This window comes from Microcystis sp. M20BS1 (assembly GCF_020245305.1).
In the GTDB taxonomy this organism is placed as follows: domain Bacteria; phylum Cyanobacteriota; class Cyanobacteriia; order Cyanobacteriales; family Microcystaceae; genus Microcystis; species Microcystis ichthyoblabe_A.
Genome location: NZ_JADBUZ010000030.1, coordinates 26,853 through 48,732 on the forward strand (window position 1 = coordinate 26,853; position 21,880 = coordinate 48,732).

General features: G+C 41.9%; 14 protein-coding genes. 9 read left to right on the forward strand and 5 right to left on the reverse strand.

The window, feature by feature from the left end:
- Nucleotides 1–75: 75 nt before the first annotated feature.
- Together IM507_RS03010 and IM507_RS03015 are read left to right on the forward strand one after the other, a co-directional pair.
- Nucleotides 76–1,173 carry a saccharopine dehydrogenase family protein gene (locus IM507_RS03010; protein WP_002736382.1) on the forward strand — a complete coding sequence of 366 codons (1,098 nt, stop codon included), beginning with the start codon at nucleotides 76–78 and terminating at the stop codon, nucleotides 1,171–1,173.
- Between the two features lie 3 nt (nucleotides 1,174–1,176).
- Nucleotides 1,177–2,859, forward strand: coding sequence for a mechanosensitive ion channel family protein (locus IM507_RS03015; RefSeq protein ID WP_002736343.1), 1,683 nt, complete (start codon nucleotides 1,177–1,179; stop codon nucleotides 2,857–2,859).
- Here the strand turns inward: IM507_RS03015 and IM507_RS03020 are convergent.
- The 3 genes from IM507_RS03020 to IM507_RS03030 all read right to left on the reverse strand — a co-directional run bounded on the left by IM507_RS03020 (nucleotide 2,786) and on the right by IM507_RS03030 (nucleotide 10,349).
- Complete coding sequence (locus IM507_RS03020; RefSeq protein WP_287636541.1) at nucleotides 2,786–3,289, reverse strand: hydrogenase maturation protease; 504 nt, start codon at nucleotides 3,287–3,289, stop codon at nucleotides 2,786–2,788. The two genes, IM507_RS03015 and IM507_RS03020, sit on opposite strands and share 74 nt — an antisense overlap.
- Nucleotides 3,290–3,637: 348 nt before the next feature.
- The gene (locus IM507_RS03025; protein ID WP_002735254.1) at nucleotides 3,638–4,129 is read right to left on the reverse strand and encodes a GNAT family N-acetyltransferase; all 492 of its coding nucleotides are present in this window, start codon (nucleotides 4,127–4,129) and stop codon (nucleotides 3,638–3,640) included.
- Between the two features lie 82 nt (nucleotides 4,130–4,211).
- Entirely contained in the window at nucleotides 4,212–10,349 is a 6,138-nt protein-coding gene (locus tag IM507_RS03030) for a translocation/assembly module TamB domain-containing protein (protein WP_287636544.1), read from the reverse strand.
- Between the two features lie 460 nt (nucleotides 10,350–10,809).
- Between IM507_RS03030 and IM507_RS03035 the strand changes: the two genes are divergently transcribed.
- The 4 genes from IM507_RS03035 to IM507_RS03050 all read left to right on the forward strand — a co-directional run bounded on the left by IM507_RS03035 (nucleotide 10,810) and on the right by IM507_RS03050 (nucleotide 16,063).
- Nucleotides 10,810–12,000, forward strand: coding sequence for a DUF3747 domain-containing protein (locus tag IM507_RS03035; RefSeq protein WP_069473873.1), 1,191 nt, complete (start codon nucleotides 10,810–10,812; stop codon nucleotides 11,998–12,000).
- Between the two features lie 330 nt (nucleotides 12,001–12,330).
- The gene (zwf, locus tag IM507_RS03040; RefSeq protein WP_002736082.1) at nucleotides 12,331–13,860 is read left to right on the forward strand and encodes a glucose-6-phosphate dehydrogenase; all 1,530 of its coding nucleotides are present in this window, start codon (nucleotides 12,331–12,333) and stop codon (nucleotides 13,858–13,860) included.
- 105 nt (nucleotides 13,861–13,965) lie between these two features.
- A complete protein-coding gene (gene opcA / locus IM507_RS03045; RefSeq protein ID WP_002736509.1) occupies nucleotides 13,966–15,321 on the forward strand; it encodes a glucose-6-phosphate dehydrogenase assembly protein OpcA in 1,356 nt (451 codons plus the stop codon).
- 157 nt (nucleotides 15,322–15,478) lie between these two features.
- Nucleotides 15,479–16,063, forward strand: a complete 585-nt coding sequence (locus IM507_RS03050) for a Uma2 family endonuclease (RefSeq protein WP_287636547.1) — start codon at nucleotides 15,479–15,481, stop codon at nucleotides 16,061–16,063.
- A gap of 133 nt (nucleotides 16,064–16,196) precedes the next feature.
- Here IM507_RS03050 and IM507_RS03055 read toward each other — a convergent pair whose 3' ends face one another.
- Nucleotides 16,197–17,405, reverse strand: a complete 1,209-nt coding sequence (locus IM507_RS03055) for a phosphoglycerate kinase (RefSeq protein WP_002750594.1) — start codon at nucleotides 17,403–17,405, stop codon at nucleotides 16,197–16,199.
- 163 nt (nucleotides 17,406–17,568) lie between these two features.
- On the opposite strand from IM507_RS03055, the gene IM507_RS03060 reads away from it, so the two are divergent.
- From IM507_RS03060 to IM507_RS03070, 3 genes are all read left to right on the forward strand, one after another.
- On the forward strand, nucleotides 17,569–17,979 hold the full coding sequence (locus IM507_RS03060) for a universal stress protein (protein WP_016516027.1): 411 nt from the start codon (nucleotides 17,569–17,571) through the stop codon (nucleotides 17,977–17,979).
- A gap of 518 nt (nucleotides 17,980–18,497) precedes the next feature.
- A complete protein-coding gene (locus IM507_RS03065; RefSeq protein WP_002737469.1) occupies nucleotides 18,498–18,980 on the forward strand; it encodes a photosystem I reaction center protein subunit XI in 483 nt (160 codons plus the stop codon).
- A 57-nt stretch (nucleotides 18,981–19,037) separates the two neighbouring features.
- The gene (locus tag IM507_RS03070; protein ID WP_002737043.1) at nucleotides 19,038–19,154 is read left to right on the forward strand and encodes a photosystem I reaction center subunit VIII; all 117 of its coding nucleotides are present in this window, start codon (nucleotides 19,038–19,040) and stop codon (nucleotides 19,152–19,154) included.
- 506 nt (nucleotides 19,155–19,660) lie between these two features.
- On the opposite strand, the gene IM507_RS03075 is transcribed toward IM507_RS03070, so the two are convergent.
- The gene (locus IM507_RS03075; RefSeq protein ID WP_287636549.1) at nucleotides 19,661–21,862 is read right to left on the reverse strand and encodes a hybrid sensor histidine kinase/response regulator; all 2,202 of its coding nucleotides are present in this window, start codon (nucleotides 21,860–21,862) and stop codon (nucleotides 19,661–19,663) included.
- Nucleotides 21,863–21,880: the final 18 nt, after the last annotated feature.

Sequence of the window (21,880 nt, forward strand, 5' to 3'; positions counted from 1 at the left end):
ATTTTCATCTTGTAAAATAGGCAAAATTGCCAAGAGGATGCTATACTAGGGCAACAAATATTATTGATAGTTGCCATGGAAAAAACTGTTTTAATTTTAGGTGGCACCGGTCGCATTGGTCAAAGTGTCGCCCTAGATATTATTAATCATACTTCAGCTAAAGTTATTATCACAGGACGCAAGGAAAAAGCGATTAAATTACTGCCAAGAATGCAGTTTTTGGCTTTGGATTTAGAAGAAATAGACAAGCTTAGACAGGCAATTAAAAAGAGTGATTTAGTTATTCATTGTGCCGGTCCCTTTCATTATCGCGATGGCAGGGTAGTAAAAATTTGCATCGAAGAAAAAGTCAATTATATTGATGTTAGTGATCATCGTTCTTTTTATCAAAAGTTAATTCCCTATCGAGAATTAGCGATAAAAGCGGGAATAACTGCCGTGGTTAATACGGGAATTTTTCCTGGTATTTCTAATAGTATAGTGCGGGAGGGAGTGGAACACTTAGATAGGGTAGAAACGATCCGTTTAAATTATGCCGTAGCCGGTTCAGGAGGTGCGGGATTAACTGTGATGCGGACAACTTTTCTCGGTTTAAAAAAGCCTTTTTTAGCTTGGATTGAGGGAAAATGGCAAGAGATTAAACCCTATACTGCCAGGGAAGTAATTGACTTTCCCGCTCCTTTGGGTAAAACTGGTGTTTATTGGTTTGATATGCCAGAAACCTATACTTTTGCCGAATCTTTTCCAGTGCAAAATGTGATCACAAAATTTGGTTCTATTCCCGATTTTTATAATCATTTAACTTGGATTACTGCCCATATTTTTCCCGATGCTTGGGTAGAAAGTTATCGGGGAATTGAGTTTTTTTCCCAAGTTAGTTATCGCATGACAGAAGTAACCGATAAATTTTCGGGAATTGGGGTGGCAATGTTGGCAAAAGTCGTCGGATGGCAAGGGCAGCAAAAAGCAGTTTATCAAGCAACTATGGTTCACGAGAATACTGCTCAAGCAGCGGGTTGGGGAACTGGCAGCGTGGCAGAATTAATCTTAGCGGCAAAACTCCAAAAAGCTGGGATTTATCCCGTGGAACAGGTGTTATCCACAGAACTATTCCATGCTACGATGAAAAAAAGAGGTATTAAACTCGATCGCTCCTGTACAATTGTGGCTTAGAAGATGCAAAAAATCTGGCGTTACCTAGGACTGTTTTGTTTAGTTTTGTTACTGACTTTATCCCCTATCTTCATGATAGCAGCCCAGAATAATCCTGCTAAACAGGGACAGGAAACACCCCTGGAAACTTTGGGAGAAGTTTTTCCCGTCATGCTTGATAATCAAGAACTTTTTACGATTCGGCAGGGAATAGGTTCTTTTTCAGCGCAAGAAAGAGCGAAATCGATTACAGACAGAATTGAAAAAATTGCCGATGACGATGCTCTTTCTCCTGAAGATTTAACTATAAAAATTGATCCTGAAGACAAAAACCCTTCGATTATTTTGGGAGATACGGTTATTGCTACTATTACTTCTAAAGATGCCAAATTACAGGCGGTCAGTCAAGAAGTATTAGCCGAACGAGCTTTAGCAAAGATTAAAGCGGCCATTGTCCGTTATCGTCAAGAACGTCAACCGGATAACCTCTTAAAAGATGCAGTTTTGACGGTAAGTGCTACCTTGGCCACGGTCTTAATTTTCTGGGTAATAATTTTTATATCTTCGCGGGTTTTTCCCCAGATTCAGAGGTTAATCACCTCCCTAGTTCCTGGGGTCGTATTCCAAAATTTTGAGATTATTAGTTCCCAGACAATAGGAATTTTTTCCCTAAGAGTTTTGCAATTTATCCGCACTCTAATTATTTTAACTATTCTCTATTTTTATTTAACTTTTGTCCTTCGTCTTTTTCCCTGGACTAGAAAATTTGGTGATGGTTTTCTGCAATACTTTTTTAGTGCTTTAGAAGTTGTTTCCCAAGAAATAGCAAAATATTTACCCAGTATTTTTATCATACTGCTAATTATTTTTATAACTCACTATCTGTTGAGAGCAATTAAACCATTTTTCACTGGATTGGAAAGAGAAAATTTAGTAATTAATGGTTTCTATCCCGATTGGGCAAAACCAACCTATAATTTACTGTCACTGCTGATAATTGCCTTAGCTATAGTCATCGCTTTTCCCTATCTACCTGGATTTAATTCTCCTGCTTTTCAGGGGGTGTCGGTATTTTTAGGGGTACTATTTTCCTTGGGTTCCACCTCTGCTATTGCTAACGTGGTGGGGGGAATTATCCTCATCTATACCCGCTCTTTTCAACTAGGAGATAAAATTTCTATTGGGGATGTTATTGGAGATGTGATTGAAAAAGGATTATTAGTCACCCGTATTCGCACACCAGCTAATAGAATTATCACGATTCCTAATTCATCGCTGTTAAACACTAATGTGATTAACTTTAGTGTCTCTCAAAGGGAATTCAAACAGCCTTTAATTTTGCAAACCACAGTCACTCTCGGTTATGATTTACCTTGGCGTAAGGTTCACGCAACCCTGAAAGAAGCAGCCTTAGCCACCCAATTTATTGTCTCAGAACCTGCTCCTTTTGTCTTGCAAACCAGTCTCGATGATTTTTATGTCAGCTATCAGCTAAATGCCTACACCGATCATCCTAGCAAAATGGTGTATATTTATTCTGAATTACACCAAAATATTCAGGATAAATGTAACGAAGTCGGTATCGAAATTATGTCTCCTCACTACAAGGCTCTCCGGGATGGCAATCACAGCACTATTCCTGAAAATTATCTGCCGGAAGATTATCAAAGTCCTGCTTTTGGTATTCAGTCAAATCCTCAGAAGTAATAATTTTCCTAATAGCTTTAATCGCATTTGTCAAGCCCTTTTGAGTTATTGTTGATAATTCTTCACCAAATTCACAATTAATAGCAGGAATAAATATTCCCCAGGTCCTAGGAGTTTGTTGATAAATTGCTTGAGTTAATGCTAATAAAGAAGCAGGACTTTCTGCATGACCGAAATTATTCCATTCGGTAACTGCCGCTAATTTTTCTATCTGGATATCAGTTTGATTAGATAATACCGCATCAACAAAAATAACTAGAGAAGCATCAGCTATATCGGCCGCTAACTCAGGAGTCAATTGATGGGTAGCGATGACCTCTAGATTAGACCAATTCTCCTCGGCAATAATTTCGGCTATTCTCACTCCCACTCCGTCATCATTTCTTAAAGTATTACCATAGCCGATGAGCAGTATTTTAAAATTATTCATGGTCATAGCAGTTATCTTAATGATGATGTACAAAGTTTTCCTTTTTGGGGAGTCGATGGTCGATACCAAATTAGGTTATACTTCGTCTTGACCAGAAACGCTGTAAAATAAGTATAGGATATCTGGGATGATCTCGATACACAGCTTGACCTAATCGATAAATTAACTGAGTCTGGTAAGAAAACTTAAGCCTTGATAGTAGTTTCTTGATGAGGAAAAAATTATGCTAAGGAAGAGCCATAAATACTATCTCTTTTCTCTCACCTAGAAATCATCTCTAGGCGAACCAGAAAATACTGATATTCAATTAAGTCTAGAATTTAGTCTAGCTATGGAGAAATTGCCTATTTAAGCGACTTTTTTCCCTAAAATGACCACATCAGCCAGAAAATCGTCTAGAGCGGCAATTTGGGGTAAATAACCCCATCGTTGAAAGCCGAATTTTTCAAAGAGACGAATACTGGCCTGGTTGTGGGCAAAAATAATACAGATAAGATTAGATATACCCAATTTCGGACAGCAATTCAGGGCATATTCTACTAATAATTTACCGATTCCACGACCTTGATAATCGGGGGAAATATATAAACTAACCTCTGCCGTTTTTTGGTAAGCGACACGACCATAAAACATCTGTAAACTTAGCCAACCCACCACCCGACCTTCGATCGCTATTACCCAAATGGGATACTGTTCAGGATCGTGCTTTTTAAACCATTCTCGCCGACTTTCGAGGGAAATAGGCTTTAAATCTGCGGTTGCCTTGCGAGTGGGAACAGCAGCATTATAAATCTCGATAATTGTTGGTAAATCTGTTTCTTTAGCCTCGCGAATAATCATAGAATATCAAGTAAGATGAAGTATAACCTAATTTTGCCTTGTCTCCTAACTTCTGAACTCTCCTATATCTCTCAATCTTACCTTAAAATTGAGTTTGATAGCGGACGGTAAACTCATTCAAATTGTAATCGTAGGAGAAGCGGATAAAAGACTGGGAATTAACTCGATAGACGGTTTCCAAATTGGGAAGAATATTAAAATCCGTTGCTCCAATCGCATTACTAACCGCATTCTCCACATCATACACGACTCCTTGAGCTAAGAGGGGAATCGCCAACTGAACCACTCCAAACTGAATTAATTGTTCTGTGTTTTTCCCCTGTAAACCATTAAAAACCGACAGCAATTGTTCCCCCAACAGTCGAACGATTTCCCCTTGGCTGCGGGGGGGAGTGCTAGTTAATTTAACTAGGGGAGTATTAAGCAATCCCTCATCTTCACCTCTAGCAAAAGCCACTCCTTGTAAACAATTAGCAGCTTTTTGTAATTCTGCATTTGTATAGTTTTCCTCTAGGGGAAAAGGGGGACTATTGGGACGAATTTGGCACACTTCATTAATATTACGGCCTAAATTTGGTAGCAAGCGGTTTAATTCCCCTTCAACGCTGAGGGTGACATCGATCCTTTGAATGCGATTCAGACTATCATCGGGAATTTCATTACTAGGAAAATCCCCCCCCGGACGGGAGATAGCAAAATCGCGAGATTGAGAAAATTCGCTGAGAATTGTTCGCAGTTGAATATCAACAAAGGGATTAAAAAGTCCCAACCCGCGACTAGAATCAAAAACAATAACATTTTGATTGCGTCGGTTAAGAAGAAAACGAGTATCGATGTAGCTAACCCGTCCCCGATCGAGATTAATCACTCCATTGGTTTGTAATTTCTCCAGTGAAGTGAGCGAACCGTTCAAGGTTAAAGCACCACTAAAATCAAATTGATACAAAGGTTCTTGTTCGATGGATAATCCCGCTAAAGACACTTGGAAATTATTTAAAACTGGAGTAATATTGGTCGTCTGAGGAATGTTGAGAGGCTGCAGCCAGCGACTCACTGGTTTATCCGTTTCTTGATTAATTTCTGGGGTGCGAGGAAGAAAAACTTTACCCCGAGAAAGACGTACATTACCCCCGATAATTGGTTGTTGAATTGTTCCCGTTACCATGGCATTCCCAGCAATTAATCCCCGATAAAGACCATTAATTGCTATATCTCCCTCTTGAATATTAACTGTTAAGGGATTAGGATTATTTTTGATGGCTTGAAAGAAAGGTAAAACTCCCACCACAGAAATTTGTCTGTCAGCGATCGAGCCTTGTAATTCCTCTACTGTTAAGCTTTCAGGGGTTAACCCAATGCGGCCATTTACGGTTAAAATCTCTGGAAAAGCAACACTGCGGATAGCGGCATTATTGAGAGTAACTATACCATTTGCTTCTAAATCTTTGATTTTTAAGCCTTCTTTTATATCTAATCTTCCCGTCGCTGAAAGAACTACCTCTCCCTCACCTTTAACCCATTCGATGGCGTTTTGACTGATAGCTTCAATTAATTTGAGTGCATCGGTTCCTAATTTTGCTTGGATTTTTAATTGATCATTACTCGGTAAGGGAGGATAGGGAATGCTGGCATAGAGTTGGATTGATTCGGAGGAGGTTGTCCGCAAATCAAAACGATACTGATTATAGGTAAATAAACCAATTATATCTTGATTAATATTTTGGGCATTAATTGCACCATCAATAAAGCCAAAGTTACCCTGAATACGAGGATTTAATAAAGTTCCTGTAATTTGACCTTGAGTTTTTAGACTACCAGATACATCCAAGGGAAACTGCACAAAATTTCTCAAGAGATCGAGAGAAAGATTTTCCACGGCAAAAGTCCCCTCTACTTTTTTTAAGGAAAAATCACCCGCTAAAAATACGGAAGAATCTCGTGATTTTAATCTAATCGGTTCTATCCTGAGCAACTGACGATTTAAGTTAAGATTAATTGTTACTTCATCAATGGGAATTAATTGGGTATCGGTGGTGACAATTCCGAGAGGTTTAACAATATTTACTGTCGGTCTTTGGGGTCGCCATTCCCATCGATTGCCCTGAAATTGTACGCTAAGATCGGGATTTTTTAAAGTCCCAGTTAAGGCTATATTTGCTTGATAGCGACCACGAAAATCTAGTTCAGACGGTATCCCAACTACCCCCCTTTCCCCTGCTAATTGCTGGATTATTTCTTCAATTTTTGCCCGCAAATTTACCTGTTCTGCTAGGGAAGCTTCGGGATTACCTACTACTAGGGGACTAAGTTGAATAGCTGGGTTATTCTCAGAGGAGAAAAAGTTGATTAAACTGGTTAAATCATAGATACTAGCAACTGATAATAAATCTTGAATATAACCTTGATCTACCCTGAGTTTAGCTTCTATTTCTTGGGTTCGCCAATTAAATAAACCTTGCAGATTATATTGACTTGCACCCGCTTGTAAACTACCTTCTTGCAGTTGAACTATAGAATCCCGATAAACCAAATTTGCCGTTAATTTTTCCCCGATTAAGTTACCTAAACTAGGTCGATTAATCTCTAGTTGTCCCTCACCCTGTAGGTTAAATAAATTGATGTCTAAATTAGCACTCAATTGGCCAGTAATAATCCCCGGAATATTGTAGGCTGCCGTCGGAGATATTTTCAGGATTTCTAGGGGAAAATCGGCAATCTGAACATTTAAATTTTCTCCGCTTCGTTTAGCTGTTGCTAAAAAAGGAGTTTTATTTCCAAAAGCTTGGCGAATATTTATCCCTAAAGGAAGATAGGGCAGCAGACAATTATTTTGTTGACAAGGATCGAAAGTTAGGTCAATAATGTCCTGATTTCCCCGCAGATTTAAACTAATATTTTGACCGATTCCTGCTTGAATTGTTCCTTTTAGTAGGGGTTCAAAGAGTCGCTCATTAATGCTAAAGTTAGCTAAATTTATATCTCCTTTGATTCGTATATTTCCCACTTTTTGCCAAGCACTTAAGAGATTTTTTCCCGTGATTTGTCCTTGAAATTCTCCGATCCCTGTTAGTGTCGATTCTTTGGGTTTTAGGTTAGAATCAATCGGTAAAAGCGATATAATCTGAGTTAGCCGTACAGCAGCAAGGTCGGTTTTTGCCTGTAGATTTAAGTTAACCTCAGCGATATCGGGTTGACTGGTAAGATTAGCTAAAAGAATATTTCCTCCCACATTAAAGCTATTTTCTCCCCACTGTGCCGAAAGATTATTAATCTGAATTGGTGTTACTCCCTGCCAAATTTCTTTAATATTTCCCGCTAAATTGGCACTAAAATCTAGGTTAGGAATCGAGATTGATTTTACTCCCCCCAATTGCCTTAGTAGGACAGCGGGATCAAGATTAGCGGCAATAATATCACTTTGCCAGAAATTATTATTCAGTTGTGCCTTAGCTTTAATCTCTCCTTTAGCTACATTAATACGAGAGTTAAAAACTGCTTTAATACTGCTTAAGTTCAGTCGTTTTTCTAGCAGAGAGTCGAAAATAGTTTGGGCATTTCCTGTTGCTTGAAACTTCGTTTGGTAAATATTCAACGCTAGGGGAATATTAGTCTGAAAACGCTCTAAACTACCAAGAATATTAAAAATACCTTTGTTTAACTGAATATCAGTATTAATCGGATTATTATCCACTAACAAGCGAGTATTTACTCTAGCATTGATGGTGGACAGATTTGGTATTTTCCCCGCTAGTAAATTATTGATTGCACCAGTGAAATTGACTTGGGTTTTTCCTAGACTAACAGGAATATTTATCTTGGGTAAAAACGGATTTAAGTTAATCCCAGTCGTATTAATTATACCGCTTAAAATACCTTGTTCCAGTTGGGCTGTCGTTCTTAAAAATCGATTATTGACAAATAACTGTATATCTCCTTCTCCGCGCCAAGTTTTTAAATCCGTTAAAGTACCACTAATCAGAGAATTTATTCCACCAGCAAAGCTGATTTTTGTCCTGCCTAAACTAACGGGAACTGTTAAATTTTCCACTAGAGGATTGAGACTAATTCCCCCGGTGTTAACTGTTCCTGTCAGGAAACCTCGATTCAGTTTGGCTGTGGCAATTAAAGGATTATTATCTACTAATAACTCCATATTCCCTTGACCTTGCCAACTGCTGAAAATATTATTTTTATTATCCAGCAATTCCCCTAAATAACCCTGTAAATTAATTTGCGATTGCGTTAATTTAACCTGAGTTGGTAAGTTAGGCAATAGGGAATTAATCGGCAATCCCGCTAAGACAGCTTTAGCCTGAAGATTTCCTTGCGATACTTGACTATTGACTAAAATTATGCCTTGTTTACTGCTAATTTTTAAGTTAGCAATTCCGTTTAAAGTATTAACATTGAGTTGATCAATTTTGCCACTGACTTGAATATTAGCTGTCTCTAAACTTAAGGGTTCTAAGGTTTCTAAGTAGGGGCAAATAATATCTACATATTGACAAAAGATAGGCACAAAAGGAGTCAATAAAAAGTTATTACCCGTGATTTTTGCTTGGACTAATTTGCTAGTAAAATCACTATTAGCATTAACCTGTAGTTTGCCAGTATTTGTTTTAATGACCGTATCGGTTAAATTGATTTTGTTGCCTCCTAAAAATACTTTGCCCTCCCCAGCAACATTGATTAATCCTGACTGATTAACCGCGGGTATTTGCCAATTAATTAATAATTGGGGCAGTCCTAAACTACCTCTAGCTTTGATGTTAGCTTGCAGATCGCTTATATTAATTTGATCAGGAATTGTGGCCAATTTAGATAAAATTTTTCTTGTGGGAAAATTTGCTTGTAAATTCAAATCAATCGGCATTTTTGTCCCGTCAAGAGGTTGATTTTTTTGCAGGGATTGCAGAATATTTAATTGCAATTTTCCTTCTCCTTTAATTTCTCCACCTGCGACGGGTTTAATTTGAATTTTATCTAAACTAAGACGATTGAGATTTGTTTGAAAATTACTGGTTATTGATTGAATGGGAATTTGCTCAAAAATAATCGGTTTGCTGCTGCTAACGGTTCCTTTAATTAGAGGTTGATCTAATTTTCCCGTCACTTGAAAAGTAGAGCGTGCCTCTCCCCGTAAATCTAGAGGTGATTGCAGATAAATAATTCTTAAAAGCTGTTGTAAATCCACCGATTCTAGCGCGACCTTGAGATGATAACCAGTTTGCCAATTTACTTCTCCCTTCACCTCAGTTTTAATCTTGCCAATACTTGCGGTCGCCTGTTCGACTAATACTTTATCTCCCTGTAAATTTAACTTAGTTGTTAGCTTAATTGGATACTGGAACGGTTGGAATTTTCCCGCCAAATCTGTCACCTGAAAATTGCCATTTCCTTCGGTTTGATTTAGCTTTGCCCAACTGGGAATATTGAGAGCAATATTAGCATTTACTTGTCCTTGATTTAATTGGAAATTGCTCCGAGGAATTAAAGTTAATAGTTCATTTAAGTTCAAACTATCAATCTGAAGATTAGTTTGACTTTCGCCCGTTTTTAACGCCGTTTCTCCTTGAATTTTTACTTGACTTTTGAGAATTTCTGCGCTAAAATCGTAGGTGAGAGGTTGCCTTTGATTATCGATGAATCTTCCCTGACCATTGGCCTTAATTTCTATCGGTTTTTTCAGGGCATAGGGTTGGATAGTAATGTCTCCTTTCTCCACCTGAAAACCCAGGTTTAACCTGATGAGTGCCTCCCGATCTAAGTTACTAGCTATTTTTTCTAAATTATCGAGCCATTGACCATTTTTATCCTGATCGAGATAAATACTGGGATTAATTAACTTGACATCAACTGGCAGCGGCAGACCTAAAAGTAAGGGCAGCGGATTTAATCCCAATTCGATCGCATCAACAGATACACTATCGGCAGAATTGGCCGTAGCTGGAATTGCCGATTTACCGATACGAATGCGATTAAAATAAAAGCCCTCTATCTTACCTACCCTGACAGGTCTGTGCAGCATTTCACTGAAGATATTGTCTAAAATTGGGGTTAGACGTTCATAAACTAAATAACGAGTCGTAAAATAGCCAAGGGAGGTAATTCCTAGGAGAGTAATTCCCCCGACAATTAAAGTAGAAGGCCGGCGGACAAATCGACCGATACTCAGAAAAAGATTAGGACGAGGAGAAGGATCACCAGGGGAGTTACTCATAATTGTCTACCTCACACACACCAAAGAAAGGGCAATGGCTCACCAGAGCTAATGAACTATGATAATTCACCGCGGCACTGATAGCCCTCAATCGATTAATTGCCATTTTTTAGGCAATTATTGGGCTTAAATCCTGTGGGGAAGTCAAGGGCTGCGGCCAATTAAAAGCCTCTCTCCCCATCTTAGCCTAAGACTCGAATGGCTGGCTAAAATTTTCAACAATTCGCCAACATCTCGCCAGTTTCAACAGCTAACCGAATTAATATTGATCAACCCACCAGTTCAAGCAGAATATTGCTAGGATCAATAGGTTTGGAAATTGAAGATTGAGAGAAAAGTTGTGCAGACAGACAACAATCCGGCGCAGTCTGGAACAACAACCGGAAGTATTCAGTCTTAGAATAGTGGGATTAGCACGTCTATTATTTTTACTGCAAAAATCGTCTTATAGATAAAGATCATGAAAGCTAGATTATCGATCGCCCTAACCGCCCTAATGACCTTGGGCATAACTGCCACACCAGCGGCCAACTTTGACGAACAGGACATCGAGCAGACCCAGGTAGTAGCGATCGCTCGTCCCTACGGAGGTAATAAATTTGACCTGCTAGTCTTGGAACAAATCCAGGGAAAACAGAAGTGTTGGAGCGAAAGCGGCTCAAATCCCGTCATGATCGACCCGCTGCTTCTCAACTTTGACTTTACCGGCATTTGTCGCCGCGCCACCGATAGTAATGGTTATTCTATCCGTCTCGATGGCCGGGATTTTGGGCTAGATTACATCCTGCGTATTGTGGAACGCAATGGCGAATTATACTTAGTGGGAACTCCCCGGGATGCTCGCAGACCGGAATTAGTGGTGGGAAGAACCCGAGGAATGCAAACGGGATTTATGAAAATTATCCTCGAACCGGGTTGGAGATTTAGCCGTCGTACTTTCCAAGGCAAAAGTTTAGGCCACTTCTACTTTAGCGGCAAAGAAACAGAAGTTCTCGCAGCCGCCGGCAGACCTCCTATCAACGAAACCTCTCCTCCCCCTACTGCTGAGGCCAGTTTCCGGGATATTAGCGGCGATATCTATAAAACTGAGATCGAAAAAGCGATCGCCCTTGGGATAGTGGCCGGTTTTAAAGAAGATAACACCTTCCGCCCCGAAAATCCCGTCACTAGGGAACAATTCGTCTCGATGATTATTGAAGGGATGGGAACTGTCACCAAAATTAACCTAGAAGAGATTCCCCCCGGCAGCGGCAGTTTTAACGATGTGGACGCGACGCGTTGGAGTGCCAAAAAAATCCAATGGGCCCGGGCTAATGGTATTGTTGCCGGCAAAGCTAACGGCGAATTCCGTCCGGGCGACCCCATCACCCGGGCCGAATTGATGGCGATCCTCAAACAGGCCGCCACCTACCTGAAAACTCAGCAAAAACAAGCCCCCGATTTGGCCCAAACTAAAACCCCCGCCAATTTTTCCGATACTTCTGGTCATTGGGCCGCTGGTTTAATTACCCAGATGTCGGGATTTTGCGCTGTGGCCTCTCCCTTGAACGAACAGGGTAGTGCTTTTGTACCAAATGATCCCACCCGTCGTAACTACGCAGCGGCCGCCATCGTCCGTACCCTCGATTGTGTTAAAACCGCCAAAAAATAAGTAGGGTTTGCGGCAAAAAGTTTTTCCTAGGGGTAGGTTGTGGGGTTTCACCCATTTTTGGGTGGTCAATTACCTAATTTTCAGGGAAAAAGTCCCCCAATTTTCCCCCCGCTCACTCCCATGCCCAGAACTTTTTGATATCAAAAAGGCCTAAAGATATTATCCAATTACTGATGACTGATGACCGATGACCGATGACTGATTACTGATTACTGGTCACTGATTACTGATTACTGATTACTGATTGTGGTTATTAATTTTTACTTTAGGTATGCCGTCGAGTATTCCCGCTAGACTGGAAAATAATGCACCTCGGCTAGACAAAATCCTATGGTAAAGCTGCTCGAAAATCCTCTCCGAGTGGGATTGCGACAAGAAAGAACCCCAGAACCCTTAATCTTAGTCATTTTTGGGGCATCGGGAGACTTAACCCAAAGAAAACTGGTTCCTGCTCTCTATCAACTGAAACGGGAAAGACGACTACCGGCCGAATTAACCATCGTCGGTACAGCGCGCCGAGAGTGGAGTCATGATTATTTTCGCCAACAGATGCGCCAAGGCATCGAAGAATTTTCCGACGGGATTGGTAGTGAGGAATATTGGCAAGACTTCGCCCAAGGGTTGTACTATTTCCCCGGCAACATGGACGATCCGGAAAGTTACGCCAAAATGAAAGTTTTTCTGGAAGAATTAGACGGAATCCGGGGAACCCGTGGCAATCGAGTCTTTTATCTAGCGGTTTCTCCTAATTTCTTCCCTCCCGGTCTTAAAAACCTTGGCGCGGCTGGAATGCTGAAAGACCCAATTAAACACCGGTTAGTGATCGAAAAACCCTTTGGCAAAGATCTCAGTTCTGCCCAAGTTCTCAATCGAGTCGTACAAGAGGTTTGTCAGGAGAACCAAGTTTATCGCATTGACCACTATTTAGGCAAGGAAACCGTCCAAAACTTACTGGTGTTCCGATTTGCTAACGCCATCTTTGAACCCCTCTGGAATCGTCAATTTATCGATCACGTCCAGATTACCGTGGCCGAAACCGTGGGAGTGGAGGAGCGGGCCGGATATTACGAAAAATCGGGAGCTTTGCGCGATATGGTGCAAAATCACCTGATGCAGTTATTCTGCTTGACGGCGATGGAAGCACCCAACGCTATTAACGCTGATAGTGTCCGTGGCGAAAAAGTCAAAGTCCTGCAAGCGACTCACCTGGCCGATATTAATAACCTAGAAAAATCCGCCATCCGCGGCCAGTATAAAGCCGGTTGGATGAAAGGAAAACCCATTCTGGGCTATCGGCAAGAACCGGGGGTTAATCCCGAATCGACCACTCCCACCTACGTGGCCATGAAATTAATGGTAGATAACTGGCGTTGGCAGGGTGTCCCTTTCTATCTGCGTACCGGTAAACGTCTGCCGAAAAAAGTTTCCGAGATTGCCATCCAATTCCGCCATGTGCCGTTATTAATCTTCCAATCGGCGGCTCAACAAACTAATGCAAATGTACTGAGTATGCGGATTCAGCCTAACGAAGGTATTGCCCTCCGTTTTGAGGCAAAAATGCCGGGGTCAGAATTACGCACACGCACGGTAGAAATGGACTTTAGTTATGGTTCCTCCTTCGGTGTCACCAGCGCCGATGCCTATAATCGCCTACTTTTAGACGCTATGCTGGGAGATCAAACCCTATTTACCCGTTCTGATGAGGTAGAAGAAGCATGGCGCATCGTTACTCCCGCTCTCGCCGCTTGGGATGCCCCCGCCGATCCCGCCTCCGTACCCCAATACGAAGCGGGTACCTGGGAACCCACAGAGGCGGAATTTCTCCTTAACCGCGATGGCCGTCGTTGGCGACGACTCTAAAACAGTGAACAGTAATCAGTAAACAGTAAACTAAAAACTCACATCTGATAACTGATAACTGATAACTGATAACTGATAACTGATAACTGATAACTGATAACTGACATGACTACCCAAAGCCCCCCCATTGTCTCCCTGCAAGCACCAAAAGATGTTTCCATCGATGTGATCGAGCAGGAACTGCGCGATATCTGGCAATCCTATAATAATAATGAGGATGGGATGGCCGCCACCCGGGCCACCACCTTTAGCTTTATTGTCTATGAACCCGATGCGGTACAGGAATTGTTAACCCTTCTCGGCTATTACACTGGCCCGATTGATGGTATTGCCGGTCCGCGGACCCACGCCGCCATCAAAGTGGCCCAGAAGGACCTAGAACTAGAAGTAACTGGGCTTTCTAGCGATGAATTTGTCGCTCGGTTAAGGGCGGCCTGGGAAGCGGAAAAAAACGCCGAGGATGGGGCTAATCATCGTCAATACGCCGCCGATTTGGATGCGATTGGGGTGGCAGATGCGATCGCTGCTTCCAATCCCTGTCGCATTATTACCCTCTGTCCCACTGCCGAGGCCGATGAAGGGGTAAAAGCCTCCGTTTCTGCCTATTGTCCCGTTAACAAACGTAGTCAGAACACTTTAGTTTGCTGTGAATACGTCACTTTAAGCGGCACAGCGGAAGCCTTGGAACGAATTGGTGGCATTATTTCCGAGTTAACTATTCCCAGTTTGCCCAAATTTCTCTGGTGGAAAGCCAGTCCCGATGGGGAATATGGACTATTTAAGCGTCTGGCCAGTCAATGTGATACGATTATCGTCGATTCCAGCACTTTTCGGGAACCGGAAACGGAACTGCTGCAAGTGGGGGATTTATTAGCAACAGATGTGCCATTAGCTGACCTAAACTGGAGTCGTCTCGCTCCCTGGCAAGAACTAACCGCCGAGGCTTTTGATCCACCGGAGCGCCGGGATGCTATTCTGGAAGTCGATCGCATCACTATTGATTACGAAAAGGGCAATCCTTGTCAAGCTTTTATGTTCCTCGGTTGGATGGCCAGCCGGTTACAATGGCGACCGGTGGGATATAGTCACCGGTCGGGAGATTACGCTATTCATCGGATTAGCTTCCTCGGTCAGGACCAGCGTTTAATTGAGGCGGAATTAGCCGGTATTCCCGTGGCCGATTGGGGTGAGGTACAAGGGGATCTGATTAGTATTAAACTCACTTCTACTAATCTTCAGGCTGATTGTTGTACGGTAATTTGTTCGGGAACTACTGGCTGTATGCGGATGGAAGCTTCGGGAGGGGCCCAATCTTGCCGGGTTGAACAAGTGTCCCATCTGGAAGACCAAAAAACAGAAACTCTCCTAGGTAAACAGTTACAGCGTTGGGGCCAGGACGTGCTTTATCAAGAAAGCATGAAAGTCACTAGCGCTATCCTCAAATTATCCCAACCGGATTAACAAATTAGCAACAATAATCCCACCCACTTTGGAGAGACCTTGTTAACAAGGTCTCTCGATATTTATACAGCAGTCAGCACCTGATTAAAACCGATAATTGTAGCTTTTCAGAAAACAGGTTATCATAAAAACAGAGCTTTGCTTTCAAGGGGGCAATATGGTCGCAACCACTGAGAAACGCTACACAGTCGCAGAATACTTTCAACTAGAGGAAACTGCCACCGACAGACACGAGTATCGAGATGGAGAAATTATTATTATGACTGGGGGAACTCCTAACCATAATCGCATTGCGGGAAATTTTTATAGAAGATTTCCCTTAACTATCCAGAATCAAGCCTATGATATATTTATCACCGATCTACGCTTGGCAATACCCGCCTATAATGTGTACACCTATCCCGATCTTATGATCGTTAAGGGAGAACCAATTCTTGAAAGAGGACGCACCGATACGATTACCAATCCACAGGTGATTATCGAGGTTTTATCAAAATCTACTCAAGACTATAATCGGGGTGATAAGTTTAAATTTTATCGCTCTCTTAATAGTTTTGAAGAATATATTTTAATCGATCAATATGGTTATTATATAGAACAGTTTCATAAAAGAGGCGATCATTGGGCATTTCGGGATTATCACGCTCAAGAAGCGATTTTAACTTTGTTTTCTCTAGATTTTCAAATATCCCTGACAGATTTATATCAGCGTGTCGATTTTACCGCGATTGAAGTATCCTAGTGGCTCAACTATTTTTGCCGCAAAAGTCCTGGTATGATTAACTCCCAATCCAACTTTAAAAACCCACTCCCTAATTCATAAAAAAAAGGCAGGCCAGGACCCACCTTGTTTAAACCTGAGATATTAGCGATAATTAGGCTTCATCGAGAGCGGCAATACCGGGTAAAACCTTCCCTTCGAGTAATTCCAAACTAGCGCCACCACCGGTGGAAATATGGCTCATTTTTTCCGCCACTCCCACTTTTTCTACCGCCGCTACCGAGTCACCACCACCGATAATGGTAGTTGTACCCGTAGCGGTTAAATCGGCTAAAGTGTGAGCGATCGCATCTGTACCCGCCGCAAATTTATCGAACTCGAACACCCCCATGGGGCCATTCCAGAGGACAGATTTACAGTTAGATAAAGCTTTTTGGAAAACTTTAACTGATTCAGGTCCAATATCCAATCCCATCCAACCATCGGGAATATTTTCGACCTTGACGATTTGGGACTCGGCATCTTTATCGAATTTATCCGCTAACACCACATCAGTAGGAAGGAGAAATTCCACCCCTTTTTCTTTAGCTTTCGCTTCCAGGGATTTGGCTAATTCCAGTTTGTCCTCTTCCACCAAAGACTTACCAACACTTAAACCGCGGGCCTTGTAGAAAGTAAAGATCATACCGCCACCGATGAGCAGTTTATCGCACTTTTCTAATAGAGTTTCGATCACGCCAATTTTACTAGAAACCTTAGAACCGCCGATAATCGCCGCTAGGGGACGTTGGGGAGTTTCAATAGCTGCTTGTAGGTAGTTTAACTCTTTTTCAATCAAATAACCCGCCACCGAGGGGCTGAGATAGTGGGTAACGCCTTCCGTAGAAGCGTGGGCGCGGTGGGCGGTACCAAAAGCATCATTAACGTATAAATCGGCATTAGCGGCTAATTTTTTGGCAAAATCGGGATCATTTGCCTCCTCTTCACCGTGGAAACGCAGATTTTCTAACAGGGCCACTTGACCGTTAGACATTTGACTAATCGCTGCCGTCACTCCCTCACCAATAGAATCGGGACACATGATTACTTCTTGGCCCAGTAATTCCGAGAGACGTTTAGCCACAGGAGTCAGACGCAAATTTTCTTTAACTTGACCGTCGGGACGACCCATGTGGCTGCATAAAATAACCTTAGCCCCTTTTTTGATTAAATCCTCAATAGTTGGCAGTGCTGCCCGAATACGGGTATCATCGCTGATTGCCCCGGTGGCTTTGTCCATGGGAACGTTAAAATCGACCCGGACTAAGACCCGTTTGCCCGCTAAATCAGCCTCTGTTAAATTCGCTACTGTTTTTTTTGGCACAGCCCATAACCTCCTAGATTGCTTACCGTACAATAAAGATTAAATCAGGGTATCGCTACTTGCGGCAATTACTTTGACAAAGATTATTTCAGATTTGGGGATCAGTGTTGCAGTTCCAAGACTGATTTGCCCAGAAAAATTTGATTGGAGAGACTTGCTAATTATGTTTGAGACGATTTTATTTCCCATCGACCACAGCCGCGAAAGTCGTGACGCTACCAGTAGTGTGATCGAATTAGTCAAAATCTTTGACAGTCGTTTGGTGCTGTTGTCGGTGGTGGAAACGACACCCACCGGAGAAATTGCCGCCGACGATAAGATGAGTTCGATCGAAGCGGTGGATAGATTGTTACAATCGGCACAGGCCATTTTCGCCCAAGCTGGCATCAAGGCGGAAATGATTGAAAGGGAGGGAATGCCTTCTTTTGTCATCTGTGATGTGGCCGATGAAATTAATGCTCACCTGATTGTTATGGGTTGTCGCGGTTTAGGATTAACTAGCGAAGGTGTGTCCGAAAGCGTCACCACCAAAGTTATTAACCTTGCCCCCTGTCCAGTGTTGATTATCCCTTAATCAGTGAGCAGTTATCGGTGAGCAGTTATCAGTGAGCAGTTATAGCGTTTCCTAAGCTAGTGAGGTACACCTATTTTTCTTCCCTTTTGCCTCTTGCATGAGTGCATGAGTGCCTAAAACCCATAACTTTTGTAGCTCAGCAGACTGAAAAAGGCTATATCATACTAAATCCAGTTATTAAAGACTGATTATCTATTCCTCCTTTTGCCCCTTGCCCCTTGCCTCTTGCCTATCCTGATATGTAGCCTATACTCAACGGATTTAGTATCAGATGTGAGTTTTCAGTTCACTGATTACTGTTTACTGGACGGCTACGCCGTGCCTTTGGCAACACTGAAACAAAGCTCCCCACTCCCCCGTCTCCTCAGAGAAATGTAACGAATTGTGAGAGTTTCAGCCGTCAACCCTTGAAAACTCGATCGATGGGGTTGCTTGAAGTAATTCTTAGGCCTAAAGTGTAATCTTAAAGTTTTATGATCAATTTTCCTGTTGATCGGAAAAAGGAGAACTCAAACACAATGGCTGAAACTGGATACAAACAGGTGGTGACACCCTACAATGATGATCCGTTCATTGGTCATCTAGCTACCCCCATTTCCGCTTCTGGTTTTACCAAAGCTTTTATTGGTAACTTACCTGCCTATCGTCCCGGTCTAGCTCCGATTCTGCGCGGTCTAGAAGTGGGTATGGCCCACGGTTATTTCCTCGGTGGTCCCTGGGTTGTCCTGGGTCCCTTGAGAGACTCGGAATATGCTAATCTCGGCGGCTTAATCCCCGCTTTGGCCATGGTTCTCTTGGCTACGGGTTGTTTAGCTAGTTATGGTCTTGTCTCCTTCCAAGGTAAGGCCGCTAGTGGTGATCCTCTGCAATCCTCCGAGGGTTGGAGTCAATTCGCCGCCGGTTTCTTTATTGGTGGTATGGGTGGCGCTTTTGTGGCCTATTTCCTCCTAGAAAATCTTGGTGTCGTTGATGGCATCATGCGCGGGGTTTTTAATCAATAATTAACCCTTGTTCTACCTGATTATCATTTCCTTATTTTTTTACTAGGAGCATTTGACATGACTGGTGCCTACGCAGCTTCTTATCTGCCTTGGATTTTAATCCCAATCGTCTGTTGGTTAATGCCAGCCGTGGTTATGGGGTTGTTATTTATCTATATCGAAAGTGAATCCTAATTTAGCCTAGGATTCCTACAATTAAGGACTTGAAAATTAGCTATTTTATAGTTAGTTTCCAAGTCCTATTTTCTGAAGAAAAAAGAAAAACATTGACCAGATGAAAATGGGTAAAACCCCAGACCCCACACCCTGCCCCCGGCTGCATCCCACATTTGCAGAAATACCGACAATCAGCAATTATCAGTGACTCTGAAATTGGTAAAAAAATATGAACAATCGCGTGTAAGCATCTCACAGTTAACCTAATGCGCGGGGGGGTTGGGGGGTAGAACCCCCCAAAAGCTTGGATTGAGTGATAAAACTGAAAGTAACACACCCAATTTTAGGAGAAAGTTTCCCCTGAAAAATCCCAAATTAGTAGATTGACAAAAATGATACCAAATCCCTTTTTAATAGTGTGATTAACTCTCAAGTTATGAATTGTTTCTCCCCACACCCCACACCCCACACCCCACACCCCACACCCCCACCCCCACCGAAAAACTTTTTGCCGCAAACCCCACTTATAAAGCGGTTAGATAGCGGATTTTTTCCAACAATAGGGAGGGTTGAATCGGTTTGAGGAGATAGTCATCAATGCCATGACGACCGAGGAAATTAACGCTGATTTCGGGGGTATCATTCAAGATTAGCACTTTACTGGCTTGAGTTTGGCTGGATTTTTTTAAGAGATGACAGAGATGATATATATCGGGCATTTTTCGATCAACAATTATAATACTTGGCTGCACGATCTCAATTTTTTTGATAGCGGAGACACTATCGATTAACCAAATAACTTGATAATGTGCCACCATCAATAACTCACAAATAAGATTGGCAATTTCTTCGTCACTTTCAATTAAAACTATAGTGGGATGGTGCTGATTAAAATGGGGATTATGATCCGAGGGTTGGGGTTGAGATTTGGGTGGCTTTTGTTGAGGTAAACGGACGGTAAAGATGGAACCTTTATCTAAGCAAGATTCTACCTCGATCGTGCCACGATGGAGTTCCACTAATTGTTTAGTTAAAGCCAATCCTAATCCCATACCACCATAACGACGTTTACGAGAGCCATCCAACTGGGTAAATTTTTCAAACAGAAGCGGTATTTTTTGAGCAGGAATGCCGATGCCCGTGTCTTCTACCTGAAAAATGACCTGACTGCCTTCTTTCCACAGTCTCAGCGTGATAGCACCCTGTTCGGGGGTAAATTTCAGGGCATTTTTTAACAAGTACAAAAGTATCTGCTGAACTCGATCATAATCGGCGTAAAAATAATGCTCTTTTTCGGCAATTTTCATCTCTAAAATTAGACTAATTTCTTTAATTTCTGCCTCTGTTTTGATAATTTCTAAAACGTGATTACAGAGGTATTTTAGCGAAAATTGTTTAATATCTAAAACAGCTTTTCCTGCCGAAATTTGCGAAAAATTAAGCAAGTCATTGATTAATTCTAATAGTTTATTGCCGTTATCCTGAATAACTTTTAGATAGTGTTTTTGTTTGTCGGGGGGTAAAAAATTATTGGCTGCCGAGCATTTTTGCAGGGTACTGGACAAACCGATAATACAAGTTAGGGGAGTTAATAACTCATGACTCATATTATTTAAAAATTCACTTTTGCAGAGGTTAGCGGCTTCTGCGGCCATTAAAGTATCTTGTAATTCTTGGGTTCTTTCTATTACCCGGCACTCAAAAATATCTTTTTGTTCCTGTACTTGGGAATATAATTGCGCTTGATAGATAGCGATGGCGAGATGTTCACCAATCTGACCTAAAAATTTCTTTTCCTGCGGCAACCATTGGCGTTTTCCTACACATTGATGGGCAATTAATAAACCCCACAATTCTTCTTGTACCACAATCGGGGCGATTAATTTTGATCGCACTTGGTGTTGTCGCAAAAATTCGGACAAACAGAAGGAAGAAGAATAGTTAACATCCACATCATCCACGGCCAGAATTAATCCTTGACGATACTTTTCCTTGTATTGGGGAATATAGGAAAAACAATCGTCTTCGGGGGTTAAATTTAACACGGAATTTATCTGGTCAGAAATGCGCGACTCGGAAGTTATTTTCCCCTTTCCCTCACCAGTATCGGGGAAAAATTGATAAATTAACAATCGGTCCACTTGCAGAAACTCCCGCGCTTCCCTGACTACGGTTTCCAGAATCACCGGTAACTCCAGACTCTGACGCATTTGGGTGATGACTTGGTTTAATAATCTTTCCTGTTCGATTTGTTGGGATAGGGCAGCTTCTATCGGTTGACAAACGGAGAAGATGCGGGGACAACCCCCCTCAGCAGACGGAGAAGAAATTATCGAGAGAATTTTGACTAAAATTTTATTTTGAAAACTGCTGACATTAGTGGATAGAGGCAGATTTAAAATTTGATAACCCTGCTCAATTTTCGGTTGGTGGAGAGACTTGACGGCCAGTCCTTGCAGAAAACTTTTAATCGTGTTCGCTTCAAAACTAATGCGGACTTCGTAATCAAAGTTATGTGCTTGGGGACTGGCTAACAATAAAGCTTGTAGGTCAGTGGAAAGCAAGAGTTGATAGATTTCCCCTGTCTGTGGGGGAATATCTCTTTCACTGAGACTAATCCTGGGCCCTGTTACCTGTATTGCCAACTGTCCCCACCAAGAACGAATTTGTTCGAGGTGAGTAGATGACAACACTTGACAGTAAACATAAGCGGGAGAAGCGTTCATTTATCAGTTATCAGTTAT